14 protein-coding genes are annotated in these 16,219 nt (G+C 70.2%); 4 read left to right on the forward strand and 10 right to left on the reverse strand.

Going from position 1 to position 16,219, the window contains the following annotated elements; translation table 11 throughout:
- Window positions 1-23 precede the first annotated feature (23 nt).
- The 4 genes from HHL11_RS20870 to HHL11_RS20885 form a co-directional block, all read right to left on the reverse strand.
- Window positions 24-1,073 carry a linear amide C-N hydrolase gene (locus HHL11_RS20870; protein ID WP_169420491.1) on the reverse strand — a complete coding sequence of 350 codons (1,050 nt, stop codon included), beginning with the start codon at window positions 1,071-1,073 and terminating at the stop codon, window positions 24-26.
- Between the two features lie 177 nt (window positions 1,074-1,250).
- Window positions 1,251-1,499, reverse strand: a complete 249-nt coding sequence (locus HHL11_RS20875; protein ID WP_169420492.1) for a hypothetical protein — start codon at window positions 1,497-1,499, stop codon at window positions 1,251-1,253.
- 301 nt (window positions 1,500-1,800) lie between these two features.
- The gene (locus HHL11_RS20880; RefSeq protein ID WP_169420493.1) at window positions 1,801-2,910 is read right to left on the reverse strand and encodes an AGE family epimerase/isomerase; all 1,110 of its coding nucleotides are present in this window, start codon (window positions 2,908-2,910) and stop codon (window positions 1,801-1,803) included.
- A 10-nt stretch (window positions 2,911-2,920) separates the two neighbouring features.
- Window positions 2,921-3,427 carry a MarR family winged helix-turn-helix transcriptional regulator gene (locus tag HHL11_RS20885; protein WP_169420494.1) on the reverse strand — a complete coding sequence of 169 codons (507 nt, stop codon included), beginning with the start codon at window positions 3,425-3,427 and terminating at the stop codon, window positions 2,921-2,923.
- A gap of 46 nt (window positions 3,428-3,473) precedes the next feature.
- On the opposite strand from HHL11_RS20885, the gene HHL11_RS20890 reads away from it, so the two are divergent.
- The 3 genes from HHL11_RS20890 to HHL11_RS20900 are packed head-to-tail and all read left to right on the forward strand — an operon-like array spanning window position 3,474 to window position 6,462.
- Window positions 3,474-4,451, forward strand: coding sequence for a tripartite tricarboxylate transporter substrate binding protein (locus tag HHL11_RS20890; protein ID WP_169420495.1), 978 nt, complete (start codon window positions 3,474-3,476; stop codon window positions 4,449-4,451).
- Complete coding sequence (locus tag HHL11_RS20895) at window positions 4,448-5,635, forward strand: CaiB/BaiF CoA transferase family protein (RefSeq protein WP_169420496.1); 1,188 nt, start codon at window positions 4,448-4,450, stop codon at window positions 5,633-5,635. The genes HHL11_RS20890 and HHL11_RS20895 overlap by 4 nt, the downstream gene beginning before the upstream one ends.
- Entirely contained in the window at window positions 5,632-6,462 is an 831-nt protein-coding gene (locus tag HHL11_RS20900) for an aldolase/citrate lyase family protein (protein ID WP_169420497.1), read from the forward strand. The genes HHL11_RS20895 and HHL11_RS20900 overlap by 4 nt, the downstream gene beginning before the upstream one ends.
- 63 nt (window positions 6,463-6,525) lie before the next feature.
- Here the strand turns inward: HHL11_RS20900 and HHL11_RS20905 are convergent, their stop codons facing one another.
- The 4 genes from HHL11_RS20905 to HHL11_RS20920 form a co-directional block, all read right to left on the reverse strand.
- Window positions 6,526-7,971 carry an efflux transporter outer membrane subunit gene (locus HHL11_RS20905; protein WP_169420498.1) on the reverse strand — a complete coding sequence of 482 codons (1,446 nt, stop codon included), beginning with the start codon at window positions 7,969-7,971 and terminating at the stop codon, window positions 6,526-6,528.
- A 2-nt stretch (window positions 7,972-7,973) separates the two neighbouring features.
- Window positions 7,974-11,210: an efflux RND transporter permease subunit gene (locus HHL11_RS20910; protein WP_169420499.1), complete on the reverse strand. Its 3,237-nt coding sequence runs from the start codon at window positions 11,208-11,210 to the stop codon at window positions 7,974-7,976.
- Entirely contained in the window at window positions 11,207-12,400 is a 1,194-nt protein-coding gene (locus tag HHL11_RS20915; RefSeq protein WP_169420500.1) for an efflux RND transporter periplasmic adaptor subunit, read from the reverse strand. The genes HHL11_RS20910 and HHL11_RS20915 overlap by 4 nt, the downstream gene beginning before the upstream one ends.
- Before the next feature lie 87 nt (window positions 12,401-12,487).
- Window positions 12,488-13,285 carry an alpha/beta hydrolase gene (locus HHL11_RS20920; protein WP_169420501.1) on the reverse strand — a complete coding sequence of 266 codons (798 nt, stop codon included), beginning with the start codon at window positions 13,283-13,285 and terminating at the stop codon, window positions 12,488-12,490.
- A gap of 102 nt (window positions 13,286-13,387) precedes the next feature.
- Here HHL11_RS20920 and HHL11_RS20925 point away from each other — a divergent pair, with 102 nt between their 5' ends.
- Window positions 13,388-14,323, forward strand: a complete 936-nt coding sequence (locus HHL11_RS20925; RefSeq protein ID WP_169420502.1) for a LysR family transcriptional regulator — start codon at window positions 13,388-13,390, stop codon at window positions 14,321-14,323.
- Window positions 14,324-14,337: 14 nt separating this feature from the next.
- Here the strand turns inward: HHL11_RS20925 and HHL11_RS20930 are convergent, their stop codons facing one another.
- Window positions 14,338-15,210 carry an isocitrate lyase/PEP mutase family protein gene (locus HHL11_RS20930; protein WP_205964503.1) on the reverse strand — a complete coding sequence of 291 codons (873 nt, stop codon included), beginning with the start codon at window positions 15,208-15,210 and terminating at the stop codon, window positions 14,338-14,340.
- Window positions 15,210-16,169 carry a tripartite tricarboxylate transporter substrate binding protein gene (locus HHL11_RS20935; protein WP_169420503.1) on the reverse strand — a complete coding sequence of 320 codons (960 nt, stop codon included), beginning with the start codon at window positions 16,167-16,169 and terminating at the stop codon, window positions 15,210-15,212. Before HHL11_RS20935 ends, HHL11_RS20930 begins: the two co-directional genes overlap by 1 nt.
- Between the last annotated feature and the right edge of the window lie 50 nt (window positions 16,170-16,219).

The raw sequence follows: 16,219 nt of genomic DNA on the forward strand, positions 1-16,219 counted from the left end.
CCGGCGTGGGGCTTTTTTTTGGCTCACGGCAAGCCGAGGAACTTGAAGGGCGGCGACGCCACGAAATCCTTGAGCGCATTGCCTGCGAAAGTGTTGCGCTGCTCGGGCCCGAGGTCCAGCTTCTTGACCTGGGCGCCCGGGCTGAAATCCACCTGCTTCAGGTCGACCCAGAACACGTTGGGCGTCAGCGCCGATTCGAAGAAATAGAGCTTGCGCTTGTGGTCGGCAAGGGTGCGCCAGCGCGTCGACGAGATGTTGGGCTGGCCGGGCGTGGTGATGCCGAAGGGCACCGACGCGTTGCGGATCACGCTGAACATGCCGGCCACCGCAACCACGGGGTCCTCGCTCTTGGGAATGGCGTTCACGTAGAAGGAAGCGCGCGCAAAGCGGTCGGCCGAGCGGTTGGTGCCGGGGAGCATCACCGTGCCGCCGATCTCCTTCCAGTAGGCATTCAGCGCGAGCTGGTCGTCGAACCTCGGCGAATTGGTCATCACCTGGTACTTGCGATCGTGGTGGATCACCTGCTTGCCGCCTATGTATTCGACGATCGCGCTGTCGCCGCTCGCGTCGGACATGGACAGGTGCACCGTCGCCAGCCGGTCCTGCCCCGGCACCTTGTCGGTGACGAGGACGAAGGGCTCGCGGCGCAGCGCATCGACCGCCTCCTTCACCGTGGCGAAGTTGTCGAGAACGTACTGCGCCCACAGCGAGATCGCGAGCCCGGGCTGTGAACCGTCGAACTTGGGATATTCCGACTCCACCAGCCAAAGAAGATTGGCCGCAAGCCCGGCCTCGTTCATGCCGTCCGTCGTCGACACTTCGTAGCCGGAAGCGATCACGCTGCCGTAGCGGGACGTCCACTGCACCGAGCTCGGGCCCACCTCGCCGTTGCGCGCCATGCCCCGGGGAAAGATCCAGAGATTGGTCTCGATGTCGGCGTTCCAGTCCATCGAACGCGCCGTGATCACGTCGTTGTCGTTGCCGAGGTAGACGATGCGCGTGCAGGCGTCCACCGCGCCGGACGCAAGCGCCCATGCGAGGGCGACGGCGATCGCCTTTCCCCACTTGGACATGAGGGCCTCCTTGAAGTGCCGATCTGCCGTGCAATCTACAGGGATTCGGCGAACGCGGCGTGGCGCTGCGCGTAAAGGGCAATCGCTACTCGTGCTCGTAGCGTGCGCACCTTGCTGCGCACCGCGTGAAACACCTCGTGCGGTGCGCAGCAAGCTGTGCACCCTACACGCCGCCCGTCAATCCTCCTCGCGACCGCCGGTGCGAACCAGCCGCGCCAGCGCGACCTTCTCGGCGCGCCGAAGCGCGCCGGCGCTGCGCACGTGGCGCCCCGCCGCGTTGGACGAGGCCCGCAATGCGGCGGCGCGAGCCACGTGGTTGCGGGGTTCGACAGCGAGACGAATCTGCAGGGTGATCGGCTGCTTCATGCGTTGCAGCTTCTTCACCTGCCCTTGCGCGAATCCGCGCGACAAAACCTTGGCGGACATCAGGATCCTCCGCGCAGAGCGCTCCGGTATTCGCCCTTGGGGCGGCCCGGCGGGCTCATCTGCGCCCTCCATCAAGCAAAAGCCCCGGCTGAAATGGCATTCGGGCCGGGGCTGCGTTGCCGCGCGCCGGCTGGAGTGACGCACACATCCAGCCAGGGCGGCAGATGGGCGGTCTTTAGGTCAGGACAAGAAAGAGTGTCATGGCTTCACCGGCTCGGTTGGGGCCGCGCGGAATGCGCGGCGGCAAGCAGGAAGGATGCGGATTGTGGTGGGATTCGCAGGCGCTTGCAATTCGGGACGCTCAGTCCTGTTGCATCCGCGCCGAAACTTCGTCGAAGCAGGTGACCAGGTGGTACGGCGTGCTGGCCGGCATGTCGGTGCGCAGCACCGTGCCGTCGTCCGCGATCACCTCGTACCAGCCCTTCGCGTGCAGGAAGCGCGCTTGCAGCGCTTGCGCCGCCGTGGCGAAGAGGACTTCATCCATGTCCTCTTGCAAGGCCATTGCGCGCACCAGTTCCAGCTGCGTCCAGATGCGGTGCGAGCCGTCCAGCACTTCCCCTGCCGGCGACAGCTTCAGTGGCAGCACGCCACCATGGCGCGCGGCAACCTGCAACGCCTGCGCGAACGCGCTTTCGATCGCGGACACGAGCGGCGTGCCGGCGATCGCCGCGCCGGCCAGCGTGACCAGGGTGAACCATTCGCACTGGTGGCCGGGCTCCTGCCAGTTGCCCTCGCTGCCCAAGGGCAGTTCCATCAGCGCGCCGCACTGCGCGTCGAAGAAGCGGCTGTGGATGGCGAGTGCCAGATCGCGCAGGATCCGCGCGTGCTTCTCCCGTTGCCCCACGGTCCACAGGTGCAGCACCGCTTCGAACAAGTGCATCTGCGGGTTCTGCGCGGGACCGGCGAGGCATTCGCCGAAGTCCTCCGAAGTCGCCGTCGCCAGGTTGCCGTCCGGCAGCGCGAAGCCGCGCAGGATCTCGTCCAGCACCTGGTCCGCCAAATCGAGCCAGCGCGTATCGCCGGAACGTGCATGGCCTTCCGCATAAGCAAGCACTGCAAAGGCGTTCGTGTACAGCTCCTTGGCCGGAGCGCCCGCGCGCTCGGTGGGCAGCCGCGAGTAAACGCCGCCGTGGCGCGGGTCGTGGAAAAGGCGCTGCAGCAGCTCCAGCTGTTCGCGCGCCACGGTCCATAGGCCGGCATCGCCGTGCGCCGCCATGCGCGCGAAGAAGAAGGCCTGCCGCGCGGCGACGAGCGCGCGCTGCGGCTTGCCAGCCAGCGGCGCCCACGCCGCGTCCAACGCCTCGTTGAACAGGCCGTTCGCGGTGCGCGCCGTTGGCTGCGACCACATGCGCAGCAGCGGATCGTGCATCCACTGCCGCAAATCCCTGGCGAATCCCTCCGCTGCCTTCATCACCCGCCTCCTAGGAAGACTCTCCCACCATCCGCAGCGCTTCCGCGCCCAGCACATCCAGCACTTTACAGAAGGTCTTGTAGTCGTCTGCGCTCAGCGTTGCGCGCAGGCGGTCCTCGCGGTCCAGCGACGCCGGCAGGCCGTTGCGCAAGGCATCGGAGCCGGCCACCGTCAGCGACAGCACCTGCTTGCGGCGGTCGGCCGCGTCGGCGCCCTGCTCCACCAGGCCCAGGTTCGCCAGCTCGAAGGCCACGCGGCTGACCTGGCTGTGGTCGAAGTGGGCCATGCGCGCCACCTCGCCCGAGGTGGACGGCCCGATGCGCGCCAGGATCACCAGCACGCGCCATTGCCGGCTGGTGAGGCCCAGCGCGTCGCGCACGGAAGTGTCCACCAGCCTGGACAGCAGCTGCGCGAGCACCTGCACGCGGAAGGTGATCAGGGCCTCCGGGCGGTGGCCCGCCAGCTCCGCCTGCGAGGCGCGCTTGCGCGGTTTACTTGTCTTAGCAATTGTTGCCATAGCACATATCTGATAGCATGAAGCCGCCCTTCGAGGAGACGAACCCATGCATTGTGCAACCCGCCGCGGCCTGCTCGCCGCGTCCCTGGCCCTCGCAGCCGGCGCCGCGCTGCCGGCCGGCGCCGCCGAGGCCTGGCCCGCGCGCCCCATCACGCTGGTCGTGCCGCAAGGCCCCGGCTCCGGCAGCGACATCTCCGCGCGCCTGATCGCCCAGTTCATGGCCACCGAGCTGGGCCAGCCTGTCGTGGTGGACAACCGCGCCGGCGCCGGCGGCATCGTCGCCCACCAAGCCGTGATGCGCGCGCCGGCGGACGGCTACACGTTGCTGTTCACGTCCACCGCGCAGCTGCTGGTGGTGCCCGAGATCAACCCTTCTGCCCGCTACACGCTGGACGACTTCACGCCGGTGGCGCCGGTGCTGCGCGCGCCCTTCGCCATCCTGGTCGCCGCCACGCCAGGCAGCCCCCGCACGCTGAACGAGCTGGTGGAGCGCCTGCGCGCCACGCCCGCCGCCTTCGCTTCGGCGGGCGTCGGCACCATGACGCACCTGGCCTCGGAAATCTTCCTCAATCGCGCCGGCGTCAAGGCGACGCACGTTCCCTACAAGGGCAGCGGCGCGGCGCTGGCCGACCTCATGGGCGGGCAGGTGCTGTTCGCCGCCGACTCGCTGACCGCCTCCCTGCCCTTCGTGCGCTCGGGCAAGCTGCGCGCGCTGGCCGTCACCGGCGACCAGCGCGAAGGCTCGCTGCCGGAGGTGCCGACGTTGGCCGAAGCCGGCCTGCCCGGCGACCCGGTCGCCGTGATCGGCGGCCTGTTCGCGCCCAAGGGCATTCCCAAGGACGTCGCGGCGCGCATCGGCCACGCGGCGGACGTCGCCCTGCGCAAGCCCGAAGTCGTGGCCAGGTTCGCGGCGATGGAAACCGGCATCCTGCACGTGTCCAACGACGCTTTCGTGGCGCAGCTGCGGCGCGAGGCGCCGGGCTGGCAGGCGCTGGTGCGCAAGATGGGGATCAAGGCAGAATGAGCACGCCCCTGCGCGGCGTGCGCGTCATCGACCTGTCGCGGCTGGTCGCCGGCAACATGCTGACGATGCAGCTGGCCGACTTCGGCGCCGACGTCCTGAAGATCGAAGACCCGGAAGGCGGCGACACGCTGCGCCACTGGAAGGAGCCGCTGGACGGCGGCCGCAGCCTCGACGCCTGGTGGCAGGTCTATGGCCGCAACAAGCGCAGCGCCGCGCTGGACCTGCGCGACGCGCAGGCGCGCGAGCTGCTGAAGAAGCTGGTGGCCGGCGCCGACGTGCTGGTCGAAAGCTTCCGGCCCGGACGGCTGGAATCGCTGGGCCTGGGCCCCGCGGACCTGCATGCGGTGGCGCCGCGGCTGGTGATCGTGCGCATCTCCGGCTGGGGCCAGAGCGGTCCTTACAGCGAGCTGCCCGGCTTCGGCAGCCTGGTGGAAGGCTTCAGCGGCTTCGCCCACAAGCATTCCGAGAGCGGCGCCCCGCGCCTGCCCAACATGGCGCTGGCCGACATGGTGGCTGGCCTGTCCGGCGCGTTCGCGACGCTGGCCGCCGTGCGCGAAGTGGAAGTGAACGGCGGCCGCGGCCAGGTGGTGGACCTGTCGCTGCTCGAGCCCATGCTCTCCATCCTCGGGCCCGATGCCGCCATCCTCGCGGCCACGGGCCGCGCGCCCGATCCCACCATCAAGGTCGCGTCGCCGCGCGGCGTGTACCGTTGCCGCGACGGCGCCTGGGTCGCGCTCTCGGGCTCGACCGAAACGATGGCGCGCCGCGTGATGGAAGCCATCGGCCGCCCCGAGCTCTGCGCCGACCCGCGCTTTGCCAGCAATGCGGCGCGGCTGGCCAACGACGCGGAGCTCGATGGCTGCATCGCGGACTTCATCGCCGGCCTCGGCCTCGCCGAATGCCTGGCCCTCTTCCGCGAACGCGGCGTGACGGTGGGACCGGTGCACGACACCGCTTCGCTGCTGGCGGACAGGCACGTGCAGCAGCGCGGCTGCTTCGTGCCCTTCGGGCCGCGGCACATGGTGATGCACGCGGTGACGCCGCGCCTGGACGGCACGCCCGGCGCGCTGCGCAACGAGGCGCCGCTGCTCGGTGAACATACCGCGCAGGTGCTGCAGGAGTTGGGCGTAGCGGCGGGAGACATCCAGGCGCTGGCGGAAAGAGGAACCGTGCGGTGCGCGTGAAGGCTGCCCGTTCGCTGCTGTTCGTGCCGGCCATCGCGCCGCGCATGCTGGCCGGTGCCGCGCAACGCGGCGCCGATGCCGTGATCGTGGACCTGGAAGACAGCGTGCCGCCGGCCCACAAGGCGGATGCGCGCGTCGCCGCCGGGCCCGCGATCGAGGCGCTGGCCAGGGAAGTGCCGGTCCTCGCGCGGGTGAACGCCGGCGCCTGGCAGGAAGACATCGCCGCGTTGCCGCTGGCGGCGCTGGCGGCCGTGCTGTTGCCCAAGGTCGAATCGGCCGAAGAGGTGCAGGAGCTCGCGGCCGCCCTGGCGGCGCGCTGCGCCACGCCGCCACCGATCGCAGCGCTGATCGAATCCGCGCTGGGCGTGCTGCGCGCGGAACGCATCGCGCTGGCGTCACCGGCTCTGTGCGCCCTGGGTTTCGGCGCCGAGGATTTCGCGGCGGAAATGGGCGTCACGCCCCAGGCAGCCTCCCTGCTGATGCCGGCGCAACAGGTGACACTGGCGGCGCGTGCCCATGGCCTCGCCTGCTGGGGGCTCGCGGACAGCATCGCGGAGATCGAGGACATGCAGGACTTCGCGGCCTCTTGCGCGGAGGCACGGGCCATCGGCTTCACCGGCACGGTCTGCATCCATCCGCGTCAGGTGGCCGCGGCCAACACGGGCTTCGGGGCGACGGCGGAAGAACAGGCGTGGGCGCGCGACGTGCTCGCCGCCGCCGAGGCCGCGGGCCCGCAGGGCCAAGGCGCCTTCGAGTTCCGCGGTCGCATGGTCGACCGGCCCATCCTCGAACGCGCGCGCCGCTGGGCCGGCTCGGGAAGCCGGTGAGGGGCGCCATCAACGACGCCTTCGCCGAACCAGCCTCCCGCTTCGCCGCCTGAGGCCCATGCCTCAACCGCGTCCCTTCACGGCCAGCTCGGTGCGCGCCCTGCCCTCGCCCTGGCGCGGCGCAGCGTCCCAGCTGCCACCCAGCGCCTTCACCAGCACCACCGTCGCCTGGAACTCCGCGGACCGCACCTGTAGCGCCTCGCGGCGATTGCGCAGCTCGCTGCGGCGCGCGTCCAGCAGTTCCAGCTGGCTCACCAGGCCGTTGCGGTAGCGCGTGTCCGACAGCGTGGTGGCTCGACGAGCCGCATCGACGGCGCGGCCCTGCGCCAGCGACTGCTCGTGCAGCAGGCGCAGCGCCGACAGCTGGTCTTCCACTTCACGGAAAGCCACCAGCACCTGGCCGCGGTAGCTGGCCAGCGCGGCATCGAGCTGCGCCTGCGCGCTCTCGACACCGGCCTGCCTGCGACCGCCGTCGAAGATCGGCAAGGACAGCAGCGCCTCCACGCTCCACGCGCGGGCCGACCAGCGCAGCAGGTCGCCCAGCGCCGGTGATGCGAAGCCGCCTTCCGCGGTCAGCGACAGGCTGGGGAACCAGGCCGCCTGCGCCACGCCGACGCGCGCCTGCGCCGCCAGCAGCGAGGACTGGGCCGCGGCCACGTCCGGCCGCCGCGCCAGCACCGTCGCCGGCACGCCCGCGGGGATGACGGGCAAGGCCGTCGTCCAGTCTGCAACCGGCACCGTGAACTCCGACGCCGGTTCGCCGACCAGCACCGCCAGCGCATGTTCGACGGTGGCGCGCTGCCGGGCGATGGCCAGGCCATCGGCCTCGGTGGCGGCAACTTCAGTCTGCGCGCGGACGACGTCGAGCTCGGCGACGTCACCGGCCTGGTAGCGGCGCTGCGTCAGGCGCAAGGTGCCGGCATAGGCGTCCACCGTCTCGCGCACCAGCGCCTGCTCCACGTCCAGCGCGCGCAGCACCAGGTAGGTTTGCGCCGTCTCGGCCTGCACGGCCAGGCGCGTGCTTTGCAGCAGCGCTTCGCGCGCCTGCGCATCCAGCGAGGCGACGTCGCGCCGGCCGGTGGCGCGGCCGAACAGGTCGGGCTCGTAGGCGAGCTGCACGCCGGCCTGGTAGAGCGCGAAAGGCGCGGGGCCGGCCACGCTGTTGGCGCCGGCCGCGCGGTCCACCGAAGCGCCCAAGCCGACCTGCGGCAGGCGGTCGGCATTGGCGGCGCGCACCAACGAACGCGCTTGTGCCAGCCGCGCGGCGGCCTCGGCGACGCTGGTGTTGGCTTCGCCGGCGCGCCGCACCAAGGCATCCAGCTGCGGGTCGGCGAAGGCTTTCCACCATTCACCCCGGTCCTGCGCTTCGGCCGGCGCCGCGGTGGTCCAGCGTGCGGCCTCCTTGAATTGCACGGGCGGCGCCGGCTGCGCGGGCAGCTCCGGCAAGGCGGTGGCGCAACCGGCGAGCAGCAGCGCGCCGACGAGGGGAAGAAGCGCGAAGGTCTTCATGATCAGGACTCCAGGGAATGCAGGGGCGCCGCGGGAACGGGGCGCACCGCGCCGCCACCACCGCCGGCGAAGCCCTCGAAGTGGGGCACCTGCCCGTGCTGGCGCAGCGGCCGGTTGCCCGCCAGCCGCCGCAGCACGACGTAGAACACGGGCGTGAGGAAGAGGCCGAAGGCCGTCACGCCGATCATTCCGCTGAACACGGCCACGCCCATGGCGCGCCGCATCTCGGAGCCCGCGCCGGAAGACAGCACCAGCGGCACCACGCCCATCACGAAGGCCAGCGAGGTCATCAGGATCGGCCGCAGGCGCAGGCGTGCAGCCTCGATCGCCGCCTGCACCGGGGTCTTCCCCGCGAACTCCAGCTCGCGGGCGAACTCCACGATCAGGATCGCGTTCTTCGCCGACAGGCCCACCAGCACCATCAGCCCGATCTGCGTGAACACGTTGTTCTCGCCGCCACCGAGCCACACGCCAGCCAGCGCCGCGAACACGCCCATGGGCACGATCAGCAGGATCGCCAGCGGCAGGGTCAGGCTTTCGTACTGCGCGGCCAGCACCAGGAACACCAGCAGGATGGCCAGCGGGAACACCACCACCGCGGAATTGCCGGCCAGGATCTCCTGGTAGGTCAGCTCGGTCCATTCGTAGGAGATGCCCGAGGGCAGCGTCTCCGCAGCGATGCGCTTGATCGCCTCCTGCGCCTGGCCGGACGAGAAGCCCGGGGCCGGCCCGCCGTTGATGTCGGCTGTGAGGTAGCCGTTGTAGCGCATGGCCCGCTCCGGCCCGTAGCTGGAACGCACGTTCATCAGCGCCGACAGCGGCACCATCTCGCCGGACGAAGAGCGCACCTTCAGCGCGCCGATGTCCTCCGGCCGCGCGCGGTAGGCCGCGTCCGCCTGCACCCGCACGCTGTAGGTGCGGCCGAACTTGTTGAAGTCGTTGACGTACACGCTGCCCAGGTAGGTGGACATGGTGTCGAACACGTCGGTGACGGCCACGCCCAGCTGGCGCGCGCGGGTGCGGTCGATGTCGGCATAGAGCTGCGGCACGTTGACCTGCCAGCTGGTAAACATGCCCGCCAGCTCCGGCGTCTGCCAGGCCTTCGCCATGAAGGCCTTCACCGCGTTGTCCATCGCTTCGTAGCCCAACGAACCGCGGTCCTCCAGTTGCAGCTTGAAGCCGCCGGTGGTGCCCAGGCCCTGCACGGGCGGCGGCGGGAACATGACGATGAAGGCGTCCTGGATGCCGGCGAAGGCCTGGTTCAACTGGCCGGCCACCGCCTCGCCGCTCTGGTCCTTGCCCTTGCGCTCGTCGAAGGGCTTCAGCATCGCGAACACGATGCCCGCGTTGGAGCTGTTGGTGAAGCCGTTGATCGAGAGTCCCGGGAAAGCCAGCGTGCCCTCCACGTTGGGGTTCTTCTGCGCGATCTCGCCCATCTTGCGGATTACCGCGTCGGTGCGGTCCAGCGTGGCGCCGTCCGGCAGCTGCGCGAAGCCGATCAGGTACTGCTTGTCCTGCGCCGGCACGAAGCCCTTGGGCACCGCGTGGAACAGGCCGGCCGTGGCCACGGCCAGCACCGCGTACACGGCGATCATCGCGCCCTTGTGCGCCAGCACCGTGCGCACGCCACCGCCGTAAGCGTTCGAGCCGCGCAGGAACACCTTGTTGAAGCGGCGGAACAGCCAGCCGAAGGCGCGGTCCATGAAGCGCGTCAGCGCGTCCTTGGGCGCATCGTGGCCGCGCAGCAGCAGCGCCGCCAGCGCCGGCGACAGGGTCAGCGAGTTGAAGGCCGAGATCACCGTGGAGATCGCGATGGTCACCGCGAACTGGCGGTAGAACTGGCCCGTGAGCCCGCTGATGAAGGCCAGCGGCACGAACACCGCGACCAGCACCAGCGCGATGGCGATGATCGGCCCGGACACTTCGCGCATGGCGCGGTACGTGGCCTCGCGCGGACTCAGCCCCGCCTCGATGTTGCGCTCCACGTTCTCCACCACCACGATGGCGTCGTCCACCACGATGCCGATGGCCAGCACCAGCCCGAACAGGCTCAGCGCATTGATCGAGAAACCCAGCATGTGCAGCACCGCGAAGGTGCCAACCACCGACACCGGCACGGCCAGCAGCGGGATGACCGAGGCCCGCCAGGTCTGCAGGAACAGGATCACCACCAGCACCACCAGCGCGATGGCTTCCAGCAGCGTGTGCACCACCGATTCGATGGAGGCGCGCACGAACTGGGTGGGGTCGTAGGCGATGCGGTAGTCCACGCCTTCGGGCATGCCCTTGCGCAGTTCCTCCATCGTCGCGCGCACCTGCTCCGAGATCTGCAGCGCGTTGGAGCCCGGCGCCTGGAACACGCCGATGCCCACCGCGGAGTCGTTGTTCAGGAGCGAGCGCAGCGAGTAGTCGGCCGCGCCCAGCTCCAGCCGCGCCACGTCGCGCAGCCGCGTGACGGCGCCGTCGCTGCCGGTCTTGACGATGATGTCGCCGAACTCCTCCTCGTTCTGCAGCCGTCCCTGCGCGTTGATGGACAACTGGATGTCCACACCGGGCAGGCCGGGCGAGGCGCCCACCACGCCGGCGGCCGCCTGCACGTTCTGCTCGCGGATGGCCTTGACGACGTCGCTGGCCGACAGGCCGCGCTGCGCCACCTTCTGCGGGTCGAGCCAGACGCGCATGGCGTACTCGCCACCGCCCCAGATGCCGACGTCGCCGACACCGCCGATGCGCGCCAGCCGGTCGCGCACGTTCAGCACGGCGTAGTTGCGCAGGTAGTCCATGCCGTAGCGGCCGTTGGGCGACACGAGGTGGACCACCATCGTGATGTCGGGCGAGCTCTTGACCGTGGACAGCCCCAGGCGCCGCACGTCCTCAGGCAGCCGCGCCTCGGCCTGCGCCACGCGGTTCTGCACCAGCTGCTGCGCCTTGTCCGGGTCGGTGCCCAGGCGGAAGGTCACGCTGAGCGTCAGCAGGCCGTCGGTGGTCGCCTGGCTGCCCATGTAGAGCATGCCTTCGACGCCGTTGATGGCCTCTTCCAGCGGCGTGGCCACCGTCTCGGCGATCACCTTCGGGTTGGCGCCGGGGTAGTTGGCGCGCACGACGATGGTGGGCGGCACGACCTCGGGGTATTCCGAGATCGGCAGCGAGCGCAGCGCGATGAGCCCCGCAAGGAAGATCAACAGCGACAGCACGCCGGCAAAGATCGGCCGGTCGATGAAAAAGCGCGAGATGTTCATGCCTTCGCTTCCATGGTCACTTGCTGCGGCTGTACCACCGCGCCGGGGCGCACCCGCTGCAGGCCGTTGACGACGATGCGCTCGCCCGGCTTCAGGCCGCTCTGCACCACGCGCAGCCCGTGGCTGCTGGCGCCCAGCGTCACTTCGCGGTATTCCGCCTTGTTGTCCGCGCCCACCACCAGCACGAACTTCTTTTCCTGGTCGGTGCCGACCGCGCGCTCGGTGACGAGCACTGCGCGCGTGCTGCGGGCCTGGCCCATGCGCACGCGGGCGAACTGGCCGGGAATGAGCGCGCCATCCTTGTTGTCGAAGGCGGCGCGCAGGCGGATGGTTCCGCTCTTCGCGTCCACCTGGTTGTCGACCAGCTGCAGGTGGCCCGCATAAGGCGTGTCGCTGCTGGTGCCGGTGCCCATTTGCACGGGGATGCGTTCGATCAGCTGGCGGGCGCTGGCGCCACCGGGCAGGTCCTTCAGCGCGCGGGCGATCACCTGTTCGTCGGCGTCGAAGCTGGCATAGATCGGGCTCACCGAAACCAGGTTGGTGAGCACCGGCGCGCCGGGGCCCGCGGCCACCAGGTTGCCAGGCGTCACTTCCAGCTTGCCGATGCGGCCCGACACCGGCGCGCGCACCTGCGTGTAACCCAGGTTCAGGCGCGCGCCCTGCAGTTGCGCCTGCGCGGCGCGCAGGTTGGCGCCGGCTTCGCGTTCGGCGTTGGCGCGCTCTTCCAGCTCACGCTGCGCGATGGCACTCTCTTCCCACAGGCGCTGGGCGCGTGCGTGCTCGCTCTGCGCCTGCGCCTGGCGCGCCTGCGCGGCGGCCACCTGCGCCTCGGCGCGTTCCACTTCGGCCTGGTAAGGCGCGGGGTCGATCGTGATCAACAGCTCGCCCTGGCGCACCAGCGCGCCTTCGCGGAAATGCACGGCCTGCACGGCACCGGCGACGCGCGAACGTACCTCGACGCGTTCGACGGCTTCCAGCCGGCCGGAGAACTCGTCCCAGGCAGTGACATCGGCCTCGCTGACAGTTGCCACCGACACTTGCGGCGGCGGCGGTGCGGCATTGGCCGTGGCCTGCGCGGCCCCGCCCTGCAGGCTGATGACGGCGGTGGCGAGGGCGGACAGGCTGGCGACGGCGCCGGCCGCGGTCCACAGTCGCCAGTTGCGCTTCTTGTTGTTGGCAGCGTTTTCCATGGTGATGCCTTTCTTTTGGGATGCGTTGGCCCAGCCCGGCCAACAGGCCGGGATGTGCAATGGGGGATGAAGGGGTGGCGCGGAGCGCTACGAGGGCTGCGGCACGGGCGCGGCAAGGAAGCGCGCGAACTCGCCCTGCACCACCGCGGCGCAGGGACAGGGCTCGGCCACGGTCTCCAGCGACTCGGGCCAGCCGGTGGCCGGGACCAGCGCCGTGCGGACGGCAACGCCGGCCTGCTCCAGGCGGCGCGCGAAAGCGGTGGCTTCGTCGCGCATGGGATCGTCCTCGCCCGCCAGCACCAGCGTAGGCGGCAGGCCAGCCAGACGCTGCGCGTACGCTGGCACCGCATAAGGATGCTCGGCGTCGCGCGGGTTGGGCAGGTACTGGCCCCAGCCCTGGGCGAAGCGGCACTGCACCTCGGCGCCCTGGGCTTGCCGCTGCGAAGCGGAAGCCGTGCACGGGTCGAGCATCGGCGTTACCAGCACCAGGCCGGCCAGCGGCGGCGCGGCGCGGTCGCGCGCCACCAGCGCGATGGCAGCGGCCAGGTTGCCGCCCGCTTCTTCGCCGGCCAGGAACACCTGCGCCTTGGGCCCGGCAATACGCGCGCGCTGCTGGTGCAGCCAGGAAAGTGCCGCATAGCCCGCTTCCACCGCTTGCGGGAAGGGATGCTCGGGCGCCAGCGGATAGGCGATGGACAGCACCAGCGCGCCGCTCTCGGCCAGCAGTTGCGCCAGGCACTCGCCGCTGTCCAGGCCGCCGCCCGTGAAGGCGCCGCCATGCAGGTGCAGCACCAGGCGGCCGGCGGCGGCACGCTTGTCGCCGTGCAGGCGCAGGGCCATGGGCGCGTGGCCGGGCAGCTCCAGGAGGTCGGGCAAGGATCGCATGACAGCAAATATAGGCATTCGGATCGTGCGGATAAACGGGGCCGTGGCCAGTTGTCTGTTTCCAGGCCGTGAACAATGCGCACCGACGAGGAGTAGAAGTTCATGGACCAGATCCAGGCAATGCGGGTGTTCGGGCGAGTGGTGGAAACCGGCAGCTTCACGCGGGCGGCCGAGTCCCTGGACATGCCCAAGGGCTCCGCCACCAAGCTGCTGCAGCAGCTGGAGACCCGGCTGAAGGTGAAGCTGTTGAACCGGACGACGCGACGCGTGACCGTCACGCCCGATGGCGCCGCCTATTACGAGCGCGCTTCGCGGCTGTTGAACGATCTCGACGAGATGGAAGCGGCGATGACGCTGGCGCAGGGCAAGCCGGGCGGCCGGCTGCGCGTGGACGTGGGCTCATCGATCGCGTCGCAGATCATCATCCCGGCGCTGCCGGACTTCTACCGCCGCTACCCGGACATCCAGCTGGACCTGGGCGTGGGCGACCGGCCCGTGGACCTGATCAGCGACAACGTCGACTGCGTGATCCGCGGCGGCGAACTGACCGAGCAATCGCTGGTGGCACGGCGCATCGCCAACATGGGGCTGGTATCCGTCGCCACGCCGGCCTACCTGGCCGCCAACGGCACGCCCAGGCATCCGCTGGAGCTGGAGGACGGCCACACCGTCATCAACTTCTTCTCGCCGCGCACGGGACGCCTGTTTCCCAACGTGTTCGAGAAGGGCGAGGAGCGCATCGAGGTGGCCGGGCGGCACAAGCTGTCGGTGAACGAAGGCAATGCGTACCTCGCGGCGGCGCTCGCGGGGCTGGGCATCGCGCAAGTCGCCTGTTTCCAGGCGATGCCGCACATCGCGCGCGGGGAGCTGGTGGAGGTGCTGCCGGAGTGGAAGCATCCGCTGATCCCGCTGCACGTGGTGTATCCGCCGAACCGGCACTTGAGCGCGCGGGTGCGCGCGTTCGTGGAGTGGGCGGCGGAGGTGTTCGCGAAGGCGGCGGAGCGGGAGCAGCCGCGGAAGGAAGCGCTGGTCGCCTGAGACGTCGAGGCCGCCTACGTGCGGTAGCGCTTCTCCAGCGCATCCCACTCCGGCTTGCCAACGAGGCGCTGGCGCTCCGCGAAGGGCGCCACCAGCTGCGGGTCTTCGTCGACCCGCTTCGTGTCGCGCAGCACGGTGAGCACGCGGTTCATGCCGGCCAGCGCGCCCTGCAGGGCGGCGTTGGCGTACAGCACGAAGCCGTAGCCCAGCGCAGCGAGATCGTCCGCGCCGAAGATCGGCGTCTTGCCGCCGATCACCATGTTCATCAGCTGGGGCGGGCCCAGGCGCTTGGGGAGCGCCCGCACTTCATCCGGCTGCGTGACGGCCTCGACGAACAGGATGTCGGCGCCGGCCTCGCTCATCTTCTGCGCGCGCTCGATCGCGGCCTCGAAGCCGTGCGTGGCGCAGGCATCGGTGCGCGCCATGATCATCAGGTCGGCGTCGCGGCGCGCGTCCACCGCCGCCTTGATCTTGCTGACCGCTTCCTCGGTGGAGATGACTTCCTTGCCGCTGAAGTGACCGCAGCGCTTGGGCGCCACCTGGTCTTCCAGCTGGATGCAGTCGGCGCCCGCGCGCTCCAGCGTGCGCACCGTGTGGTACACGTTCAGCGCGTTGCCGAAGCCGGTGTCGGCGTCCACCAGCAGCGGCAGGTCCACGGCGTCGCGGATGCGCGCCGTGTGGTCGGCGATTTCCGCCAGGCCCATGAAGGCCTGGTCGGGCATGCCGAACCACATGTTGGTGACGCCCGCGCCGGTGACGTAGATGGCCTCGAAGCCGGCGTCGGCGATCACGCGCGCCGACAGCGCATTGAAGGCGCCGGGCACGATCACGCCGCGGCGTGCTTCGGCCAGCGCGCGCAGCGCCTTGCGCGGGCTCACAGCAGTCATCACTCGTCCTTCATGCCGGTGGCCTTGACCACCTTGCCCAGGCGCACGCGCTCTTCGTCGACGAACTTGACGAAGGAGGCACGGGTGCCGCCGATCGGCTCGATGCCCATGCCGCGCAGCTTCTCGATGGTGGCCGGGTCCTTCATGGCCTTGTCGATGGCCGCGGCCAGCTTGTCCTGGATCTCCACCGGCGTGCCGGCGGGCGCGTGCACGCCGGCCCAGTGCGCGATCTGCACGTCCTTGAAGCCCTGCTCCATGGCCGTGGGCAGTTGCGGGTAGGCAGCGATGCGCTGCGTCCAGGTGGTGGCCAGCGCCTTCAGCTTGCCGGCCTTCAGGTAAGGGATCACGACGATGCTGGCTTCGGAGGTCGCATCGATCTGCCCGCCCAGCACGGCGGCCACGGATTCGCCGCCGCTCTTGTAGGGCACCAGGTCCAGCTTGGCACCGTAGTCGGTGGTGAGCATGCCCTCGACGAAGTGCGGCGTGCTGCCGACGCCGGCGGTGCCGAAGTGCAGGCCCTTGCCTTCCTTGGATTTCGCGACGAAGTCCTTCAGGTCCTGGTAGGGCGAGTTGGCGGGCACGATGATGACCGAGGGGGCCAGGCCGACCATCGCCACCGGCACGAGGTCGCTGTCCTTGTACGGGACCTTGCGGATCATGCTGTTGGAGATGACGCCGGCGGCGCTGATCAGGAAGGTGTAGCCATCGGGCTGCGCCTTGGCGACGATGTCGGTGCCCAGCACCGCGCCGGCGCCCGGCTTGTTGTCGACGATGACCGGCACGCCCAGCGCCTTGGAGGCGCCGTCGGCGGCCGCGCGGCCCAGCAGGTCATTGGCGCCGCCGGGGCCGAAGGGCACGACGAAGTGGATGGGGTGGCTGGGCCAGGGGTCGGCGGCGTGGGCGGCGACGGCGGTGACGGTGGCGGCGCACAGCACAGCCAGGCGGCGGAAAGTTTGCATGTTGTCTCCTTCAGGGGGCGGCAAGGGCCCGAGTCTGCAGCGAATCGCGC

The organism is Ramlibacter agri (assembly GCF_012927085.1).
GTDB classification, from domain to species: Bacteria; Pseudomonadota; Gammaproteobacteria; order Burkholderiales; family Burkholderiaceae_C; genus Ramlibacter; species Ramlibacter agri.

Bases quoted from the DNA above. Each gene is read 5' to 3' on its own strand.
- HHL11_RS20870 (WP_169420491.1), bottom strand. From the start codon at position 1,073: ATGTCCAAGTGGGGAAAGGCGATCGCCGTCGCCCTCGCATGGGCGCTT.
- HHL11_RS20875 (WP_169420492.1), bottom strand. From the start codon at position 1,499: ATGTCCGCCAAGGTTTTGTCGCGCGGATTCGCGCAAGGGCAGGTGAAG.
- HHL11_RS20880 (WP_169420493.1), bottom strand. From the start codon at position 2,910: ATGAAGGCAGCGGAGGGATTCGCCAGGGATTTGCGGCAGTGGATGCAC.
- HHL11_RS20885 (WP_169420494.1), bottom strand. From the start codon at position 3,427: ATGGCAACAATTGCTAAGACAAGTAAACCGCGCAAGCGCGCCTCGCAG.
- HHL11_RS20890 (WP_169420495.1), top strand. From the start codon at position 3,474: ATGCATTGTGCAACCCGCCGCGGCCTGCTCGCCGCGTCCCTGGCCCTC.
- HHL11_RS20895 (WP_169420496.1), top strand. From the start codon at position 4,448: ATGAGCACGCCCCTGCGCGGCGTGCGCGTCATCGACCTGTCGCGGCTG.
- HHL11_RS20905 (WP_169420498.1), bottom strand. From the start codon at position 7,971: ATGAAGACCTTCGCGCTTCTTCCCCTCGTCGGCGCGCTGCTGCTCGCC.
- HHL11_RS20910 (WP_169420499.1), bottom strand. From the start codon at position 11,210: ATGAACATCTCGCGCTTTTTCATCGACCGGCCGATCTTTGCCGGCGTG.
- HHL11_RS20915 (WP_169420500.1), bottom strand. From the start codon at position 12,400: ATGGAAAACGCTGCCAACAACAAGAAGCGCAACTGGCGACTGTGGACC.
- HHL11_RS20920 (WP_169420501.1), bottom strand. From the start codon at position 13,285: ATGCGATCCTTGCCCGACCTCCTGGAGCTGCCCGGCCACGCGCCCATG.
- HHL11_RS20925 (WP_169420502.1), top strand. From the start codon at position 13,388: ATGGACCAGATCCAGGCAATGCGGGTGTTCGGGCGAGTGGTGGAAACC.
- HHL11_RS20930 (WP_205964503.1), bottom strand. From the start codon at position 15,210: ATGACTGCTGTGAGCCCGCGCAAGGCGCTGCGCGCGCTGGCCGAAGCA.
- HHL11_RS20935 (WP_169420503.1), bottom strand. From the start codon at position 16,169: ATGCAAACTTTCCGCCGCCTGGCTGTGCTGTGCGCCGCCACCGTCACC.